Consider the following 15011-nt stretch of genomic DNA (forward strand, 5'->3'; position numbering starts at 1 on the left):
CGCCAGGTTGCCGGAGTTCGCCTACCTGAGCGGGACGTCGAGGTAGGACCCGCCGGCGATGGTGACGGAGTCGCCGGACGCGTTCTCGTCGTAGTAGAGCGGGTCGACGGTGTCGACGACCAGCGTGAGGGAGTGCCCGGCCGGCAGGTCGTACGCGGTCGCCGACAGGTCGAGGTCGATGGTGCGGTTGCCGCCGGTCGTGCCGAGCCACGTCGCCGGCCCATGGGTGATCAGCTTGGCGGTGCCGATCAGGTTGAGGTCGTACAGGTACGCGACGACGGTGCCCTTCGCCTGCGTGCCGGTCAGCTCCAGGTGCAGCTTCGGTACGCCCCGGATCCGCTGCGCCGAGGACGGCCGCTCCGACGCCCACACCCCGGCGCGGGACCGGTCGACGGTGGGCAGCCAGATGGACGGCTGTAGCCCGGTCAGGGCGGCGATGCCGTTGGTGAGCAGGACGGTGCCACCGTCGGCGGTGGTATTGCGGTCCGTCGGGATGGTCTTCTGCCAGCCCGTCTCCGGCTGCCCGCCGAGCAGGCCGGTGCGGTCCCATCCGCGGATGTGGCCGAGCCCGTACCGGCTGGTCGCGGAGTTGAGGTCCGGCCAGTCCGAATACCGTTCGGTGTCGGCGTTGTAGGGCTTCACCAGTACCGCCGGCTCCGACGCGATGCCGGTCTCGATGCCCGCGAGGTGCTGGTCGAACCAGCGGTAGACGCTGTTCCACACGTCGTTGTCCAGGCCGAAGATGCCGGTGAGCTCGGCGATCGCGTGGTCGCCCGGGCGCAGCTCGAGCCGCTTCGGTCCGGTGAGCTGGTCGTAGAAGTCCACCAGCTGGTTCGGCGGGAAGATGGAGTCACCCCACCCGTTCGCGATCAGCACGGCGGTCCGGTTGGCGTTGAGCGCGGGGAGGTAGGTCTTCGGGGAGCGCAGTCCCGACCAGGCGATGACCTCCTCGGCGTTGCGGTTGGCGGCGAAGTCGTCGAGCTTGCCGCTCAGCTCCGGACCCGGGTTCCCGAGCAGGTCGGCGGCGATCTTGAGCAGCCCGCCCGCCTGCCGGTGCCGGGTCTTGTCCGCGTAGAGCGAGTAGGCCAGGTCGGTCCAGCCGCTCATCACCGCGACGGTCCGGATCCGCCGGTCGTACGCCGCGCCGAGCAGGCTGATCCCGGCGCCGTACGAGATGCCCGCCGTGCCGATGCGCGCGGGATCCGCGGCGGTGTTGGCGATCGTCCAGTCGACCACCTTGGACAGGTCGGCCATGTCCTTCGGCCCGGCCGTGTCGATCTCCCCGCCGGAGAGCCACCACCCGCGCGGGGTGTAGGAGACGACGACGTAACCCCGGCCGGCGAGGACCTTCGCCTGCGCGAGGTACTCGAGGTCGTTGAGCCCCCAGCTGGCCGGGAATACGATGGCCGGATACCGCCCGGCGGCGGACGGGGCGACGACATTGCCCTTGAGGACCACCCCGGAGCCGGGGAGGTCGACCCACCGGACCGGGGCCGTCGCGACGGCCGCCGCTGGGGCCTTCGCCGCGGCGCGCGGGGCGGCGACGGCGGCCGCCGGGATCGCGGCGCCGACCAGGACGGCGGCGGTGACCATGGACAGCAGGTGTACGAGCGGGGTCGAGCGGCGTGGCACCATGCGCACTCCTGAAGACAGGACGGGACGGTTGTCCAGGTAGCGGTGCGCTGTTCTGCCTGTGTGACGAGGACTACAGCGCTTGGTGGCCGGAGCGTAGGAACCGGTACCGAGAAATTGAAGACGGTGACATTCTCGTTACCGGCCGGTAACGTATGGGGTCAGCTCGGAAGGAGCGTGACATTGCTGTACGGTGCCCAGACGTCGCGTCGCCGGGACGCCCAGCGCAACCGGGCCGCCATCATCGCGGCGGCGAGCGAGGTGTTGAACGGCCCCGAGCCCGTCTCGTTGATGCCCGAGGTCGCCCGGCGTGCGGGTGTAGGCCAGGCGACGCTGTACCGGCACTTCCCGGACCGGCACGCGCTGACGGTCGCCGTCATCGGCCACTACCTGCAGGTGCTGGAGTCCGCGGCCGCCGCGAGCGTCGAACGGCCGGCGCTGTTCCGACAGTTGCTGCGCGAGGTGCTGCACACACTGATCAAGATGCGCCCGCTGGTCCTGCTCGCGCAGCGCCTCGACGCCGATGCCCGGCGCCGGTACATCCGGCGTGCCATCGCGGCGCTCTCGCCCCCGCTGCGCAGCGCGCAGGAGAGCGGGTACGTGCGCCACGACCTCGTGCCCGACGACCTGATCCTGCTGTTCACCATGGTGCGGGGCGCCGCCGAGGCCACGGGCGACGTGGTGAGCGGCCTGGTCGCGGGCGACCGGTCGATCGACCTGGTGCTGGACGGCGTCTTCCTCTGACACCGGCGGGGAACGACAGACGGTCCCTTCCCGCGGGAGAGGGACCGTGAGGTGTCGCGGCGCGCCGGCCCAGGCCGCCGGGCCCGGGTCTCAGTTCTTCCGGCGCTCCTCGTTCTGTCGCAGGGCCTCCTCGAGCTGGTCCTCGAGGATGATGATCCGGACGGCCGCGGCCATGTCGGTGCCCTGGTTGCACATCTCCCGGGCCCGTGCGGCGAGGCGCAGCTGATACCGCGAGTAGCGCCGGTGGCCGCCCGCGGACCGGAACGGGTCGATCAGTTTCGCCTCGCCGAGCCGCCGCAGGAAGTCCTGCGGCACTCCGACGATCTCCGCGGCTCGGCCCATCGTGTAGGCGGGGTAGTCGTCATCGTCGAGCATGTCATCGGGTTGGGCCATGTCACCTCCACGTCGCCGGGCCCCGGCGCGAAGTGCGCCGGGGCCCAGGGTTACGGGTCTCGGCGAGAAAGTCTAGTTGCCGATGCACAGCTTTCCTCGGCGGGCGTACGCAATTGTCGCCGGCGCCGCCGCGGGCTCCTCGCCGCACGCGGCCGTGCGGGCGGCGGGTACCGTTGTGACGACGCCCGCGCCCGACCCGACGGGCGCGCGGCCCGAGGAGGCGAAGTGGTCGAGCCGGCCCGCGGAGCCCGCGGCGCGGATCCCGTGCCGGGTCCGGTGCCTGGAATCGCGCCATGACCGCGCCCGGCACCACCGCGCCCGCGATCCACCGGGGGCGCTTCGATCATCCCGGCCTGCTGTACCGCGACCCCGGCGAGTATCTGTCCGGCACGACCGCGTTCGTCCGCTCGGCCCTCGCCGCCGGCGATCCCGTGCTGGTCGCCGTGCCCGGGCCGAACCTGGACCTGTTGCGTGGCGCCCTCGCCGACGTCGCCGGCCGGGTGACCTTCGCCGACATGGCGGTGGCGGGCCGCAACCCCGGCCGGATCATCCCCGGCGTCCTGCTCGCGTTCGCGGCTGCCCATCCCGGGCGCCGGGTCGCCATCATCGGCGAGCCGATCTGGCCCGGCCGCACCGAGTTCGAATATCCGGCCTGTGCCGCGCACGAGGCGCTGATCAACGCCGTCTTCGCCGGTCGGGACGCCGCCATCCTGTGCCCGTACGACGTCGCCGGGCTCGACGGCTCGGCGGTGCGCGATGCCTGGCGCACCCACCCGGTCATGCTGGAGCGCGGCGGCCGCCGCCCGAGCGGGGCGTACACCGACCCGCTCGTGACCGCCGCCAGCTTCAACCTGCCGCTGCCGCCGGTGCCGCCCGGCGCCGCGTTCATGGAGTACGACAGCGAGCTGCTCCTCGCCGGCGTACGCCGGTTCGTGCTCGGGCAGGCCGCCGGCGTCCTCGACGCCGACCGCGCGGACGACCTGGTGCTGGCGGCCAACGAACTGACGGCCAACACGATCGAGCACGCACCCGGCGGCGGCCGGATCACCGTCTGGACCGAGCTGGGCCGGCTCGTCTGCCAGATCGACGACGACGGACACCTGCGCGATCCGCTCGCGGGACGCATCGTGCCGCTGCCGCAGACGGAGGGCGGCCGGGGCCTGATCCTGGCCAACCAGCTCTGCGACCTCGTGCGGATCCACACGACCCGCGAGGGGACCAGCATCCGCCTGCACATGGCGCGCTGACACCCGCACACCGAGGTCAGGGCGCCGCCCCGTCGCCCGCGTCCGCGGGAAGCCGGCGGACGGCCAGCAGGGCGATGTCGTCGGTGGGCTGTTCGGTGCCGATGTTCGCCATGATGGTGGTGCAGACCGTCTCGGCGCCGTCCGGCCGGACCGCGTCGGTCAGGCGCTCGATCCCCACGTCGATGATCTCCCCGCGGTGCTCGACCAGCCCGTCGGTGTAGCAGACCAGGACGGCACCGGGCGGGAAGTCGATCACCGTGGTGGTGCGGGCCGCCGACGGCCGGCCGACGCCCAGGGGCGGCCCGACGGGTACCTCCGGCACGAACGCGCGGCGGCCGGGCGCGGCCAGGACCGGCGGCAGGTGCCCGGCCAGCGACAGATGGATGGTGGAGCGGTCCGGCGAGATCATGCCGTAGAGCGCGGTGGTGAGGTTCCCGGTCTCGAAGTGATGGACCTTGCGGTCCAGCAGCGTCAGCGCGGAGGCGGGGTCGTCGCAGACCAGGGCGTAGGCGCGCAGCGCGCTGCGGACGCGGCCCATCACGACGGCGGAGCCCAGGCCGTGGCCGGACACGTCGCCGATGACCACCCCCAGCCAGCCCGACGGCAGGCCGAAGACGTCGTACCAGTCCCCGCCGATGCCGAAGTCGTGCCCGGGCACGTAGCGGGCCGCCATGTCGACGCCCGGCACCCCGGGCAGCTGCGTCGGCAGCAGGCTGCGTTGCAGGGCCAGGGCGGCCGCCTGGTCGAGCTTGATCGATCGGATCTGTCCGGCGATGCTGGCGCGGTCGGCGACGAGCTGCAGCAGGTGTATGTCGTCGGGGGTGAACACGCGGGGGGTCAGGCTGCCGATGTGCAGGACGCCGACCACGTCGTCGCCGGCGAACATCGGCACGCCCAGCAGCGACCGGATGCCCTTGTCCAGCAGGACCGGGTTGACGACGTCGTCGGGGGTGACGTCGGCGATGGCGAGGGGCTGCCTGGTGTGGGCGATCCGGCCGGCGAAGCCACGGCCGATCGAGACCCGGAAGCCCTGCCGGACCTCCTCCTCGAGGCCCTTGGCCGCGGTCGCGACGAGCTGCCGGGCGTGCACGTCCACCAGGAGGATCGCCGCGGTGTCGACGTCGAGCAGGTCCCGGACGCGGTCGAGGAGTTCGTCGAGCAGATCGGCGACGGCGAGCCGCGACAGGGCGGTGTCGGTGACGGCCTCGAGCCGGCGCAGCCGCTCGTCGTCTCTGATCCCCTCGGCCTGCGACACGCCAGCAGCCTAGTACGTGAGCGGTCGCCGTCCCGCCGGACCGCCCCCATCGGCCGGCGGGCGGGGGTGCCTGGTCAGGAACCCTCCGACGAGTGCCCGGGGAAGAGGTGCGCCGCCGGGTTGATGGCCACGGCGGCGTTGTTGACGGCGGTGGCCGCCTCGCCGAACCCGGTCGCGATCAGCCGCACCTTGCCCGGGTAGTCGACGATGTCGCCGGCGGCGAAGACCCGGGGGAGGCTGGTGGCCATGGTGCTGGTCACCACGACGTGGCGCCGGTCGAGCCGCAGGCCCCAGTCGGCGAGCGGGCCGAGGTCGGCGGTGAAGCCGAGCGCGGCGACCACCGTGTCCGCCGGAACCCGCCGCGTCGACCCCTGGTTGTCGGCGATGTCGGCGGCGGCCACCCGGCCGTCGCCGTGCAGGGCGGTGACCTGCGCGTTGACCAGAATGCGCACGGAGAGCGCCCGGACCCGGTCGATGGTGGCCTCGTGCGCCCGGAACCGGTCGCGGCGGTGCACGAGGGTGACCGTCTTCGCCACCGGGTGCAGCGCGAGCGCCCAGTCGAAGGCCGAGTCGCCGCCGCCGACGATGAGCACGTGCTGGCCGGCGAGCTCGTCGAGGCGCGGCACGAAGTAGACGACGCCGGCGCCCGTGAACCCGTCCGCCGCCGGCAGCGGCCGCGGGGTGAATCCGCCGAGCCCGCCGGTGACGATGACGGCGCCGGCGGCGACCTGGCTGCCGTCCGCCAGCCGCAGCACGGGCGAGTCGTCGCGGTACGACAGCGTCTCGGCGCGCACGCCGAGCAGGTAGCGCGGCGCGAACGGCGCGGCCTGTGCGACGAGGTTGGCGACCAGGTCCCGTCCCTTGACCGTCGGGAAACCCGCGACGTCGAGGATGTCCTTCTCCGGGTAAAGGGCGGTGATCTGCCCGCCCGGCTCGGGCAGCGTGTCGATGACCGCGACGCTCAGGCCCCGGAAGCCGGCGTAGTACGCGGCGAAGAGGCCGGACGGGCCCGCACCGATGATGGCGACGTCCACCTCGAGCATGCCGCCATCGCCGCCCTTCCGTCGCACGGAACCACGGACCGCTTCTCCGTGACGGTAGGCCGATGGTACCCCCGGGGCGGCGCGCGACGCCGCGTGAACGCCGGGTCGCGGGCGGCGGAAACTTTTCCGCGATCCGGCGAACAAAAGGCCGCGGCGGGGTGACCAACACAGTGAAAGCCCATCACAACGGAGGAGAACCCCATGCACCGTCCGTCGTTTCACCGCCTCGTCGCCGCCGGCGCGCTCGCACTCGCCGTGCTGGCCACCGCCGCGGCACCCGCGTCCGCCTCGCGCGGCACCGCCGGCGGGGCCCGGACCGGCGCCGCCACGGTGGTCCCGGACACCTCCGTCCTGAGTGTCCGGGGCGCGGGACCCTACCGGATCGGCGCCCGCCAGCAGGCCCTGGCCGCGGCCGGGCTCCTCTCCTGGGTCGCGCCGCAGCCCGGCTGCGACGTCGTGGTCGCCGGCGCGACCGGGGACTGGGCCGGGGTGATCCTGCTGTCGTTCCGCAGCGGACGGCTGGCGGAGGTCGGCACCGCCACCGCGCCGCCCCGGTCACCGGCCGGGGCCTCGGTCGGCATGAGCTGGGACGACCTCGAGGACATCTACGGCGGCCGCGGCCGGATGATCCACAACGCCGACGGCGATCCGGCCTACGTGGTGCGCGCCGGCTCCCGGGTGGAGCTGTACACCGGGCACCCGATCCGGGCGGGCGCCGGCTACTTCCAGGCCGGACCGGCCGACTTCGTACTGCGCAACTTCCTGCGCGGAACCGTCTGCTGATCACGTGACGGATACGCCCGGACATCCCGTCCGGGCGTACCTGTCGGGTCAGGTGTGCCAGCCGTCCGCGGTGCGCCGCCACTCGGTCTCCGAGCGGGTCTCGAAACGGCCGTCCCGCCAGTGCCGGACCCGCAGGCGCAGGCTCTCGCCGGACAGTTCGAGAACCGTGTAGGACTGGCTCTCCCCGGCCCGGACCCGGCGGGAGCAGGCCGTGCCGCTCATCAGCCCGATCATGTGCCGCCCGAGGCCCGGCCGGGTGAGTGACAGGTCGGCCTGCGCCGCGACGTGGTCGTGCCCGCAGACGACGACGTCGACACCGGCCCGGGCCGCCGCCCGCAGCGCCCGCCCCGCCCCGTGCAGCAGCGTCAGGCCCGGGCGCTGCGCTGACCGGAACACCGGGTGGTGCACCATCAGCACCCGCAGACGGGCCGGCCCGGTGAACGCGGTGCCGATCCGGGCCACCTGCCCGGCGTCGACCCGCCCGTTCTTCCACAGGTACGGCCGCGCGGTGCTCAACCCGAGCACCTGCAGCCCGCCGGCGTGCAACATCGGTTGCGGCTGCGCGTCGACGAACCTCCGGTACCCGTCGAGCGGGCGCAACGCACGGGTCAGCACCCGGTCCAGCGGCAGGTCGTGGTTGCCCGGCACGCTGGTCCACGGCCGGCCGATCGACTCCAGCAGCGTCCTCGCCGCGCGGAACTGTCCCGTCCGCGCCCGCATCGTCAGGTCGCCGCTCACCAGCACCCGGTCGACGTCCTGCGCGGCCAGGTCCGCGCGCAGCCCGGCCACCACGTCGGGGTCCTCTGCGCCGAAATGCAGATCGGTGACATGGACCAGGCGCATGGCACGAGCCTAATACCATCCGGTACGGGCTACAGATCTTTCCGGGCGCTGCCCGCCGATGCCGTAGCCTGGTCGTCTGTCGCGTCGGCAGCGGCCTGGAGGGACGGCGTGATGCGGGTTTTGATGGTCGCGCCACCGGGCGCCGGCAAGGGCACGCAGGGCGCGGTGATCGCCGCACACTTCGACGTCGCGCACATCGCCACCGGCGACCTGCTCCGGGACCATGTGGCCCGGGGTACCGAGCTCGGGCTCGCGGTGCGCCACCATCTCGACAGCGGCGACCTGGTTCCCGACGAGATCGTGCTGGACATGGTCCGCGACGCGATGGTCGCGGCCAAGGAGCGCGGCGGCGGGTACGTCCTGGACGGCATGCCCCGCAACATCGCACAGGCCCGGTCGCTGTACCGCACGGCGCAGACCCTCGGCATGACGGCGAACGTCGCGCTGCACCTCAAGGCCGAGGACGACGAACTCATGCGCCGCCTGCTCGCCCGTGCGGCCCTGGAGCACCGCGCCGACGACACCGAACCGGTGATCCGCCGCCGACTCGCGCTGTACCAGGATGCGACGCATCCGATCATCGCCTGGTACGCCGAACGCGGCATCCTGGTCTCCGTCGACGCCATGCAGCCCGTCGAGCGTGTCGCCCGGCAGATCCTCACCGCGCTGGAGGCGATGCGCCCGCTGCTGGAGCACGTACCGGAGCACGCCCGCCGCCCGGTCGACCTCACCGGCCTGGGCGCCGCGTTCGGCCTCGACGCCTGACGCCGCCGCGCCCGCAAGGCGTGAGGTCAGTCGATGCCGAGCCCCGCGTGGTAGTGAGCGGGCGGCGCGATCCGTGCGGTGGAGAGCGCGTCGATCACGCTCGTCAGGTGGGCGCGCATGACCCGCTCGGCCGCCTCGGGATCCCGCGCGATCGTCGCCAGGCCTGGCCCCGGGCCGTGGACGGCAGGCTCGTCCCTTCGGATATCGTCTGGCATCGATAGCCGCGGGTCGGTGCAGAGGAGGTCCGATGAGGAGTAGTCCGCTGCGCCGCGGGCCCGCCCTCACCGAGCTGGGCATGGGCGCCGCCCAGCTCGGCAACCTCTACCGCGAGACCACCGACGAGGCGTCGGTCGCGGCCGTCGACGCCGCGTGGCGGGCCGGCATCCGCTACTTCGACACCGCGCCGCACTACGGCGTCGGGCTGTCCGAGCGGCGCCTCGGCGCGGCGCTCGCCGGGCGGCCCCGCGCCGAGTTCGTCGTCTCCACCAAGGTCGGCCGCCTGCTCGTGCCCAGCCCCGGCACCGCACATCTGCGGGACGACCAGGGCTTCGCCGTCGCGGCGGATCCGGTACGGCGCTGGGACTTCAGCCGCGACGGCGTGCTGCGCTCGCTCGCCGGCAGCCTCGATCGCCTCGGCCTCGACCGGGTCGACATCGTCTACCTGCACGACCCCGACGAGCACTGGGAGCAGGCGGCCGGCGCCGGGATGCGTACCCTGATCGAGCTACGCGACCAGGGTGTGGTCGGCGCGGTCGGCGCCGGCATGAACCAGGCCGCCATGCTCACAGAGTTCGTCCGCCGCTGCGACGTGGACGTCGTCATGGTGGCCGGGCGCTACACCCTGCTGGAGCAGCCGGCCGCGCGGGAGCTGCTGCCCCTGGCCCGCGAGCGCGGCGTCGGGGTCGTCGCCGCGGGCGTGTACAACTCCGGTCTGCTCAGCGCCCGCGAGGTGCCCGACGGCGCGCACTACGACTACGGCCCGGCGCCGGCCCCGCTGATCGAGAAGGCCAGGGCGATCGCGCGCGTGTGCGAGCGGCACGGGGTGACGCTGCCGGACGCCGCGGTGCGGTTCCCGCTACGCCATCCCGCCGTGGTCTGCGTCCTTTTCGGCGCCCGTACCCCGCAACAGGTCGACGGCGGCGCCGAGCGTCACGCCGCGGCGATCCCGGACGGGCTGTGGGCCGAGCTCGCCGAGGCCGGGCTGCTGTCCGGCCGATGACCGTCGTCGACACGCACCAGCACGTCTGGGATCGGCGGCACCCCGGCGCAGCGCGCCCGGGTGGCGCGCCCTGCTGGCCGCCGCCGCGGAGAATCCGCTGACCCACGCCAAGCTCTCCGGCCTCTACCCGGCCACCGGCCGGCTGGACTCGTGGACGGCCGACACGATCCGGCCGTTCGTCGACGACGCCGTCGAGCTGTTCGGCGCCGCCCGGCTGATGTACGGCGGCGACTGGCCCGTCTCGGTGCTCGCCGGTGGCTACGACCGCGTCTGGGACGCACTCTCCACAGTCGTCGCCGGCCTCGCGCCCGCCGGACGCGACGCCATCCTGGGCGGCACCGCGACCGCCTTCTACCGGCTCCCGATCGGGCGCTCCCGGGCGGGGTAGCGGTACGGGTCGCTACCGTGCGGGGGTGGAGCTCGACTTCTCGGACCCCGACTTCCTGCGCGATCCGTACCCCGCGCTGGGCCGGCTGCGGGAGCAGGCGCCGGTGAGCTGGCACGCCCCGACCGGCAGGTGGCTGGCCGCCAGCCACGCCGCGGCGAACGCCGTGCTGCGCGACCGGCGGCTCGGCCGGTTCTGGCGCGACCGGGAACCAGCCGAGATCTACGGGCCGTTCAACCTGCTGCACCGCAACCAGATGATGGAGAACGAGCCGCCCGCGCACACCCGGCTGCGCTCGCTGGTCGCCAAGGCCTTCGCCCGCGGCCACGTCGAGCGGCTGCGCCCGGCCGTCGCCGCCGAGGCCGCCGCGCTGCTGGCCGCCGCCGGTCCGCAGTTCGACCTCATCGCCGACTACGCGGAGCCGCTCGCCGTCACGGTCATCGCGGAGCTGCTCGGCGTGCCCGCCCCCGACCGGCACCGGCTGCGCCCCTGGTCGGCGGCGCTCGTGCGGATGTACGAGGTGTCGCCCACCGCGGAGGCGGAGGCCGCCGCGCTGACCGCCTGCCGCGAGTTCGCCGCGTACCTGGGCGACCTGGCCGCCCGCCGCCGCGCCGAGCCGCGCGACGACCTGGTCTCCCACCTGGTCGCGGTCCGGGACGGCACCGACCGGCTCTCCGGCGACGAACTGGTCGCGTCGGCGATCCTGCTGCTCAACGCCGGCCACGAGGCCTCGGTCAACGCGCTCGGCGGCGGCGTGGTCGCCCTGCTCCGGCACCCCGCCCAGCTGGCCCGGCTCCGCGCCGACCGCACGCTGATCCCCACCGCGGCGGAGGAGATGATCCGCTACGACGCGCCGCTGCACCTCTTCGTCCGCACCGCCGCCGCCGACGTGCCGCTGCCCGGCGCGACCGTCCCGGCCGGTGCGGAGGTCGCCGCGCTGCTCGGCGCCGCCAACCGGGACCCGGCCGCCTTCGCCGACCCGGACACCTTCGACGTCGGGCGCGACCCCAACCCGCACCTGGGCTTCGGCGCCGGCCTGCACTTCTGCCTCGGCGCGCCGCTGGCCCGCATCGAGCTGCAGGCCGCCCTCGCCGCCCTGCTCGACCACGCGCCCGACCTGGCCCTGGCGGCCGACCCGGTCCGCCGCCCGACTTTCGTCCTGCGCGCCTTCACCACGATCCCGGTGACGACGCGGCCGGCCTGACCCCCGGCCGGTGCCCGCGCCCCTGTCTCGGCCCGCCCTGGTCGCGTCCACCCCGGTGGTCAGCCGGGCGGCTTCGCGCCCGTCGCGAAGCCCGCTACCGCCGGGCGGGTCCGGGCGAGGCGTGGGCGTCCGAGGGCTCCCGTCTACGGCGCTGCACCCGTGCTGCTGCGCAACCGCTACCGTCCCCGCCCCACGCGCCGCACAGACTTCCGGCATGGTGGTGATCAGCAGCTGGAGCGTCGACGACCGGCCGCAGCGCCGGCTACACGTCGCCCGCGAGCTGATCATGGTGTGGGCCGTGCACCTCCACCGCTCCTTCCGACTCATCCGCGGCGGCTGAACCCCGCGGTCAGCCGCGACACCCGCAACGCGGCGAGGCCCCGGGCGGCGTGGCGCATCGACGTTCACCCGGCGAGGTTCAGCACCCGTCCGTAGCCGATCCGGTGGTACACCTCCGGTTCGAGCGTCCCGATCACACAGCGATGGTGCAACGCCAGCAGCGCCGTGTGCATTGCGTCGAGGCGTTCTCCGGTGTTCAGCTGCGTGATGACGTCGGCCTGCCGGAACGTCAACGGTGGCACGTCGACCACCGCCGCCGACGCCGGGTTCTCGTCCGCCGGCCGGTGTCGCAGTATCCGGTGGAGCCGCTGGTCGGCGCCGCGGACGCCGGCCAGTTGGTCGGCGATGTGCACGTATGCCAGCGGTGACACGATGACCTGGCAGGCGCTGTCTGCGACCGCGTCGATCAGCGCCGCACCGACGGTCTGGCTGTCCAGCCGGGCGAACGACAGCAGGACGCTGCCGTCGATGACGAAGTTCGGCCGGCACCCGGCCGGGTCCCGGTAGTCGGCGAACCCGAGCCCGCCGATGTGGGCGAGCAGCTGTGCGTACTCCTTAGGTTGCGGTTCCGCCTGCCGGTTCTCCCGCAGCTGGGTCAGCAGCATCTGGTAGATGCCGTCGAACCAGACACCTGCCTGCTGGTACTGGCCGAGGATGTGCGCGGAGGCGAGCTCACGCGACGAAGGCTGTTGATCCACGACGGGAGACCTTAGACAGGTGGCCCCGTTCGATCAAATGTATGAAACGGCAGGTCGGCGGGGGTGTTTCCGGTCGCTGCAGGTCAGCGCCGCCCGCCGCCCCGAGGCGTTGCCGGGATGCGGGAGAACCGACCCTTGCGAAGGATCGGAGACGCGGCAGCGGCCCGAGGAGGAGTACACCGTCCGGTACCAGCGGGCCGGGGACTTGTGGGCCATCTCCGTGCCGGAGCTCGACATTCACAGCCAGGCCGCATCCCGTGAGGAGATCGCATACCTGGCGCGTGACGCCATCGCGCTCACCCTCGACGGCCCCCTGGGCGACTGACTGCGGGCGTTGCCGTCCGAGATCTGCCGTCGATCTCATTCGGTGGGTTCGGGTCGGCCGGCGAGGAGCGTGGCGAGGATGTCGTCGGCGTAGGCGGTGCGGGCCGGCCCGGGCTTCGGCAGCAGGCCGGGAGCGGTGCGCAACAGCTGGAGCTGGCCCAGATAGGCGCTGTAGGCGAGCAGCGCCCGGCGCCGGGCCCGCGCTGGTGGGAAGCCCAGTTCCCGGAAGAGCGCGGCGATGTAGCCCAGCCGCTGTTCGGTCACCTCGGCCAGGGCCGACGCCACCAGGGGGTTGCCGGCGTCCGCGAGCAGTGCCAGGTCGGCATCGGTACGGGCCTGCGGGGCGAACACCTGGGTGAAGAGCTGCCTCAGCCGCTGGGTGGCGCTCGCGCCGCCGGCCTCGAGGCGCTCGATGATCGACGTGGTGCCGGCCTGCCGCCACAGCTGCAGTGCGGCCTCGACCAGCTCCTCCCGGCTGCCGAAATGCCAGTAGAAGCTGCCCTTCGTGGTGCCGAGCCGGACGGCGAGGGGCTCCACCGCCACCGCGGCGAGCCCTCCGCCGCTCAGCGCGTCCAGGGCGGCGGAGGCCCACTGTTCCCGGCTGAGTCTCGACACCTTCCGTACGCTACCGTATGGTCAAACCATACGGTACCGTATGGAGCGGGGTGGCGATGGGGCAGCGGCCGGATTCCGGGGTGGCGGCGTGAAACGGGGGGCCGCCGCGGGAGGCAGCGCGCTGTTCTTCGCGCTCGCGCCGGGCACGGTCGCGGGCCTGCTGCCCTGGGCCCTGACCGGCTGGCATACCGGGGCCGAGCTGCCCTGGGCCGTGCGCGGATTCGGCGCGCTGCTGATCTTCGCCGGGCTCCTGGTGCTCGTGCCGGCGTTCGTGCGGTTCGTCGTGGAGGGCGCGGGCACCCCGGCGCCGGTGGCGCAGACCGACCGCCTGGTCGTCGGCGGCGCGTACCGCTTCGTCCGCAACCCCATGTATGTCGCGGTGCTGCTGGTCGTAGTCGGCCAGGCGATGGTGCTCGGCCGCGCCGGGCTGGTGCTCTACGCCCTGGTGGCGGCCGCCGCGATGGTCGGCTTCGTGAAGGGCTACGAGGAGCCGCATCTGGCGCGCACCTACGGAGCCGAGTACGAGGCCTACCGCCGCGCGGTGCCCGGCTGGTGGCCGCGATGCCGGCGGTCGGGGTGCCTTCCGTCGCGTGACGGCGAGGGTGGCTGACGACCCCGGCTCCGCGGCGAACCCGCCCTTGCCGTCGGGAGCGGGCGCATAGGATCGCCGGCATGGCACTGCGACCCGTTCACGTGAACATCAAGGCCGTCGATCACGCGGCGGTCGGCCGGTTCTGGGCGGAGGCGCTCGGCTGGGGTGTTCACGGCCGTGCGACGACCTACGTCGGGCCCGGCGCGGACCTCGTCTGGCCGGACCCGGTCGCCGTCGGCATCGACGTCGTTCCCGTCGCGGAGCCGAAGACGACGACGAAGAACAGCGTGCACCTCGATCTCGCCACCACCTCCGCGGCGCATCAGGCGGAGCTGGTCGCGCGCCTGCAGGCTCTCGGTGCGACGCCGGCGCACGTGGGCCAGGGCGAGGTGCCGTGGACGGTCCTCGCCGACCCGGAGGGCAACGAGTTCTGCGTGCTGGAGCCGCGGGAGGTCTACCGGGACACCGGGCCGATCGCCACGGTGGTGGTCGACTGCGTCGACCCGCGGGTCATGGCCGGATTCTGGGGCGCCGCGATGGACTGGACCCTGCATGACGTGAACGACGATCACGCGAGGTTTCGCTCCGCCAAGGGCGTCGGCCCGTATCTCGAGTTCCTCCGCACGCCCGGCGTGAAGACCGTGCCGGACCGCATCCATCTCGACCTGCTGCCGTACCCCGGTGACGACAGGGCGGCGGAGGTGGCCCGGCTGCGGGACCTCGGCGCCACCGACCTCGACGTCGGCCAGGGCGACGTCCCGTGGACGTGCCTGGCCGACCCGGAGGGCCACGAGTTCTGCGTCCTCGCCCCGTCCTGACGCGGAGCGGGCGCTCGCCGGGCGGTGAGCCTCGTCGCCGATGAGTCCCGACGTGGGAGAACGGGCGCGGGATCGGCTACGGTGGGATGCGTTGCAGTCGTATTGTAAAGAC

Annotated in this window: 19 protein-coding genes; 11 read left to right on the forward strand and 8 right to left on the reverse strand. The window is 73.5% G+C overall.

The window, feature by feature from the left end; translation table 11 throughout:
- Positions 1-21: 21 nt before the first annotated feature.
- Positions 22-1635 (reverse strand): CocE/NonD family hydrolase, encoded by a 1614-nt coding sequence (locus tag AB0B58_RS26990; RefSeq protein ID WP_360229144.1) that lies wholly within the window; start codon positions 1633-1635, stop codon positions 22-24.
- Positions 1636-1809: 174 nt separating this feature from the next.
- Here AB0B58_RS26990 and AB0B58_RS26995 point away from each other — a divergent pair, with 174 nt between their 5' ends.
- Positions 1810-2376: a TetR/AcrR family transcriptional regulator gene (locus AB0B58_RS26995; RefSeq protein WP_360229147.1), complete on the forward strand. Its 567-nt coding sequence runs from the start codon at positions 1810-1812 to the stop codon at positions 2374-2376.
- A 90-nt stretch (positions 2377-2466) separates the two neighbouring features.
- On the opposite strand, the gene AB0B58_RS27000 is transcribed toward AB0B58_RS26995, so the two are convergent.
- Entirely contained in the window at positions 2467-2769 is a 303-nt protein-coding gene (locus AB0B58_RS27000; RefSeq protein WP_360229150.1) for a MerR family transcriptional regulator, read from the reverse strand.
- A gap of 293 nt (positions 2770-3062) precedes the next feature.
- On the opposite strand from AB0B58_RS27000, the gene AB0B58_RS27005 reads away from it, so the two are divergent.
- Positions 3063-4016 (forward strand): anti-sigma factor RsbA family regulatory protein, encoded by a 954-nt coding sequence (locus AB0B58_RS27005; RefSeq protein WP_360229153.1) that lies wholly within the window; start codon positions 3063-3065, stop codon positions 4014-4016.
- Positions 4017-4032: 16 nt separating this feature from the next.
- Here AB0B58_RS27005 and AB0B58_RS27010 read toward each other — a convergent pair whose 3' ends face one another.
- Together AB0B58_RS27010 and AB0B58_RS27015 are read right to left on the reverse strand one after the other, a co-directional pair.
- Complete coding sequence (locus tag AB0B58_RS27010) at positions 4033-5271, reverse strand: GAF domain-containing SpoIIE family protein phosphatase (protein WP_360229156.1); 1239 nt, start codon at positions 5269-5271, stop codon at positions 4033-4035.
- A 74-nt stretch (positions 5272-5345) separates the two neighbouring features.
- The gene (locus tag AB0B58_RS27015) at positions 5346-6314 is read right to left on the reverse strand and encodes an NAD(P)/FAD-dependent oxidoreductase (protein WP_360229158.1); all 969 of its coding nucleotides are present in this window, start codon (positions 6312-6314) and stop codon (positions 5346-5348) included.
- A gap of 201 nt (positions 6315-6515) precedes the next feature.
- On the opposite strand from AB0B58_RS27015, the gene AB0B58_RS27020 reads away from it, so the two are divergent.
- Positions 6516-7097, forward strand: coding sequence for a hypothetical protein (locus AB0B58_RS27020; RefSeq protein WP_360229161.1), 582 nt, complete (start codon positions 6516-6518; stop codon positions 7095-7097).
- Positions 7098-7145: 48 nt separating this feature from the next.
- Here the strand turns inward: AB0B58_RS27020 and AB0B58_RS27025 are convergent, their stop codons facing one another.
- Positions 7146-7940 carry a metallophosphoesterase gene (locus AB0B58_RS27025; protein ID WP_360229164.1) on the reverse strand — a complete coding sequence of 265 codons (795 nt, stop codon included), beginning with the start codon at positions 7938-7940 and terminating at the stop codon, positions 7146-7148.
- A gap of 111 nt (positions 7941-8051) precedes the next feature.
- Here AB0B58_RS27025 and AB0B58_RS27030 point away from each other — a divergent pair, with 111 nt between their 5' ends.
- A complete protein-coding gene (locus AB0B58_RS27030) occupies positions 8052-8705 on the forward strand; it encodes an adenylate kinase (protein WP_360229167.1) in 654 nt (217 codons plus the stop codon).
- 26 nt (positions 8706-8731) lie between these two features.
- On the opposite strand, the gene AB0B58_RS27035 is transcribed toward AB0B58_RS27030, so the two are convergent.
- Positions 8732-8920, reverse strand: a complete 189-nt coding sequence (locus AB0B58_RS27035) for a hypothetical protein (protein ID WP_360229169.1) — start codon at positions 8918-8920, stop codon at positions 8732-8734.
- Between the two features lie 32 nt (positions 8921-8952).
- On the opposite strand from AB0B58_RS27035, the gene AB0B58_RS27040 reads away from it, so the two are divergent.
- The 4 genes from AB0B58_RS27040 to AB0B58_RS27055 all read left to right on the forward strand — a co-directional run bounded on the left by AB0B58_RS27040 (position 8953) and on the right by AB0B58_RS27055 (position 11853).
- The gene (locus AB0B58_RS27040; RefSeq protein ID WP_360229172.1) at positions 8953-9924 is read left to right on the forward strand and encodes an aldo/keto reductase; all 972 of its coding nucleotides are present in this window, start codon (positions 8953-8955) and stop codon (positions 9922-9924) included.
- Between the two features lie 25 nt (positions 9925-9949).
- Positions 9950-10312: an amidohydrolase family protein gene (locus AB0B58_RS27045; protein ID WP_360229391.1), complete on the forward strand. Its 363-nt coding sequence runs from the start codon at positions 9950-9952 to the stop codon at positions 10310-10312.
- A gap of 25 nt (positions 10313-10337) precedes the next feature.
- A complete protein-coding gene (locus tag AB0B58_RS27050; protein WP_360229175.1) occupies positions 10338-11513 on the forward strand; it encodes a cytochrome P450 in 1176 nt (391 codons plus the stop codon).
- Positions 11514-11727: 214 nt separating this feature from the next.
- Positions 11728-11853, forward strand: a complete 126-nt coding sequence (locus AB0B58_RS27055; RefSeq protein WP_360229178.1) for a hypothetical protein — start codon at positions 11728-11730, stop codon at positions 11851-11853.
- A 64-nt stretch (positions 11854-11917) separates the two neighbouring features.
- Here the strand turns inward: AB0B58_RS27055 and AB0B58_RS27060 are convergent, their stop codons facing one another.
- On the reverse strand, positions 11918-12550 hold the full coding sequence (locus AB0B58_RS27060) for a hypothetical protein (protein WP_360229181.1): 633 nt from the start codon (positions 12548-12550) through the stop codon (positions 11918-11920).
- Positions 12551-12587: 37 nt separating this feature from the next.
- On the opposite strand from AB0B58_RS27060, the gene AB0B58_RS27065 reads away from it, so the two are divergent.
- Positions 12588-12875: a hypothetical protein gene (locus AB0B58_RS27065; RefSeq protein WP_360229184.1), complete on the forward strand. Its 288-nt coding sequence runs from the start codon at positions 12588-12590 to the stop codon at positions 12873-12875.
- Between the two features lie 35 nt (positions 12876-12910).
- Here the strand turns inward: AB0B58_RS27065 and AB0B58_RS27070 are convergent, their stop codons facing one another.
- Entirely contained in the window at positions 12911-13489 is a 579-nt protein-coding gene (locus AB0B58_RS27070; RefSeq protein WP_360229187.1) for a TetR/AcrR family transcriptional regulator, read from the reverse strand.
- Positions 13490-13577: 88 nt separating this feature from the next.
- Between AB0B58_RS27070 and AB0B58_RS27075 the strand changes: the two genes are divergently transcribed.
- Entirely contained in the window at positions 13578-14099 is a 522-nt protein-coding gene (locus tag AB0B58_RS27075; RefSeq protein WP_360229190.1) for an isoprenylcysteine carboxylmethyltransferase family protein, read from the forward strand.
- Between the two features lie 62 nt (positions 14100-14161).
- On the forward strand, positions 14162-14899 hold the full coding sequence (locus AB0B58_RS27080) for a VOC family protein (RefSeq protein WP_360229193.1): 738 nt from the start codon (positions 14162-14164) through the stop codon (positions 14897-14899).
- The last annotated feature ends 112 nt before the right edge of the window (positions 14900-15011 follow it).

It is taken from the genome of Actinoplanes sp. NPDC049118 (genome assembly GCF_040648555.1).
In the GTDB taxonomy this organism is placed as follows: domain Bacteria; phylum Actinomycetota; class Actinomycetes; order Mycobacteriales; family Micromonosporaceae; genus Actinoplanes.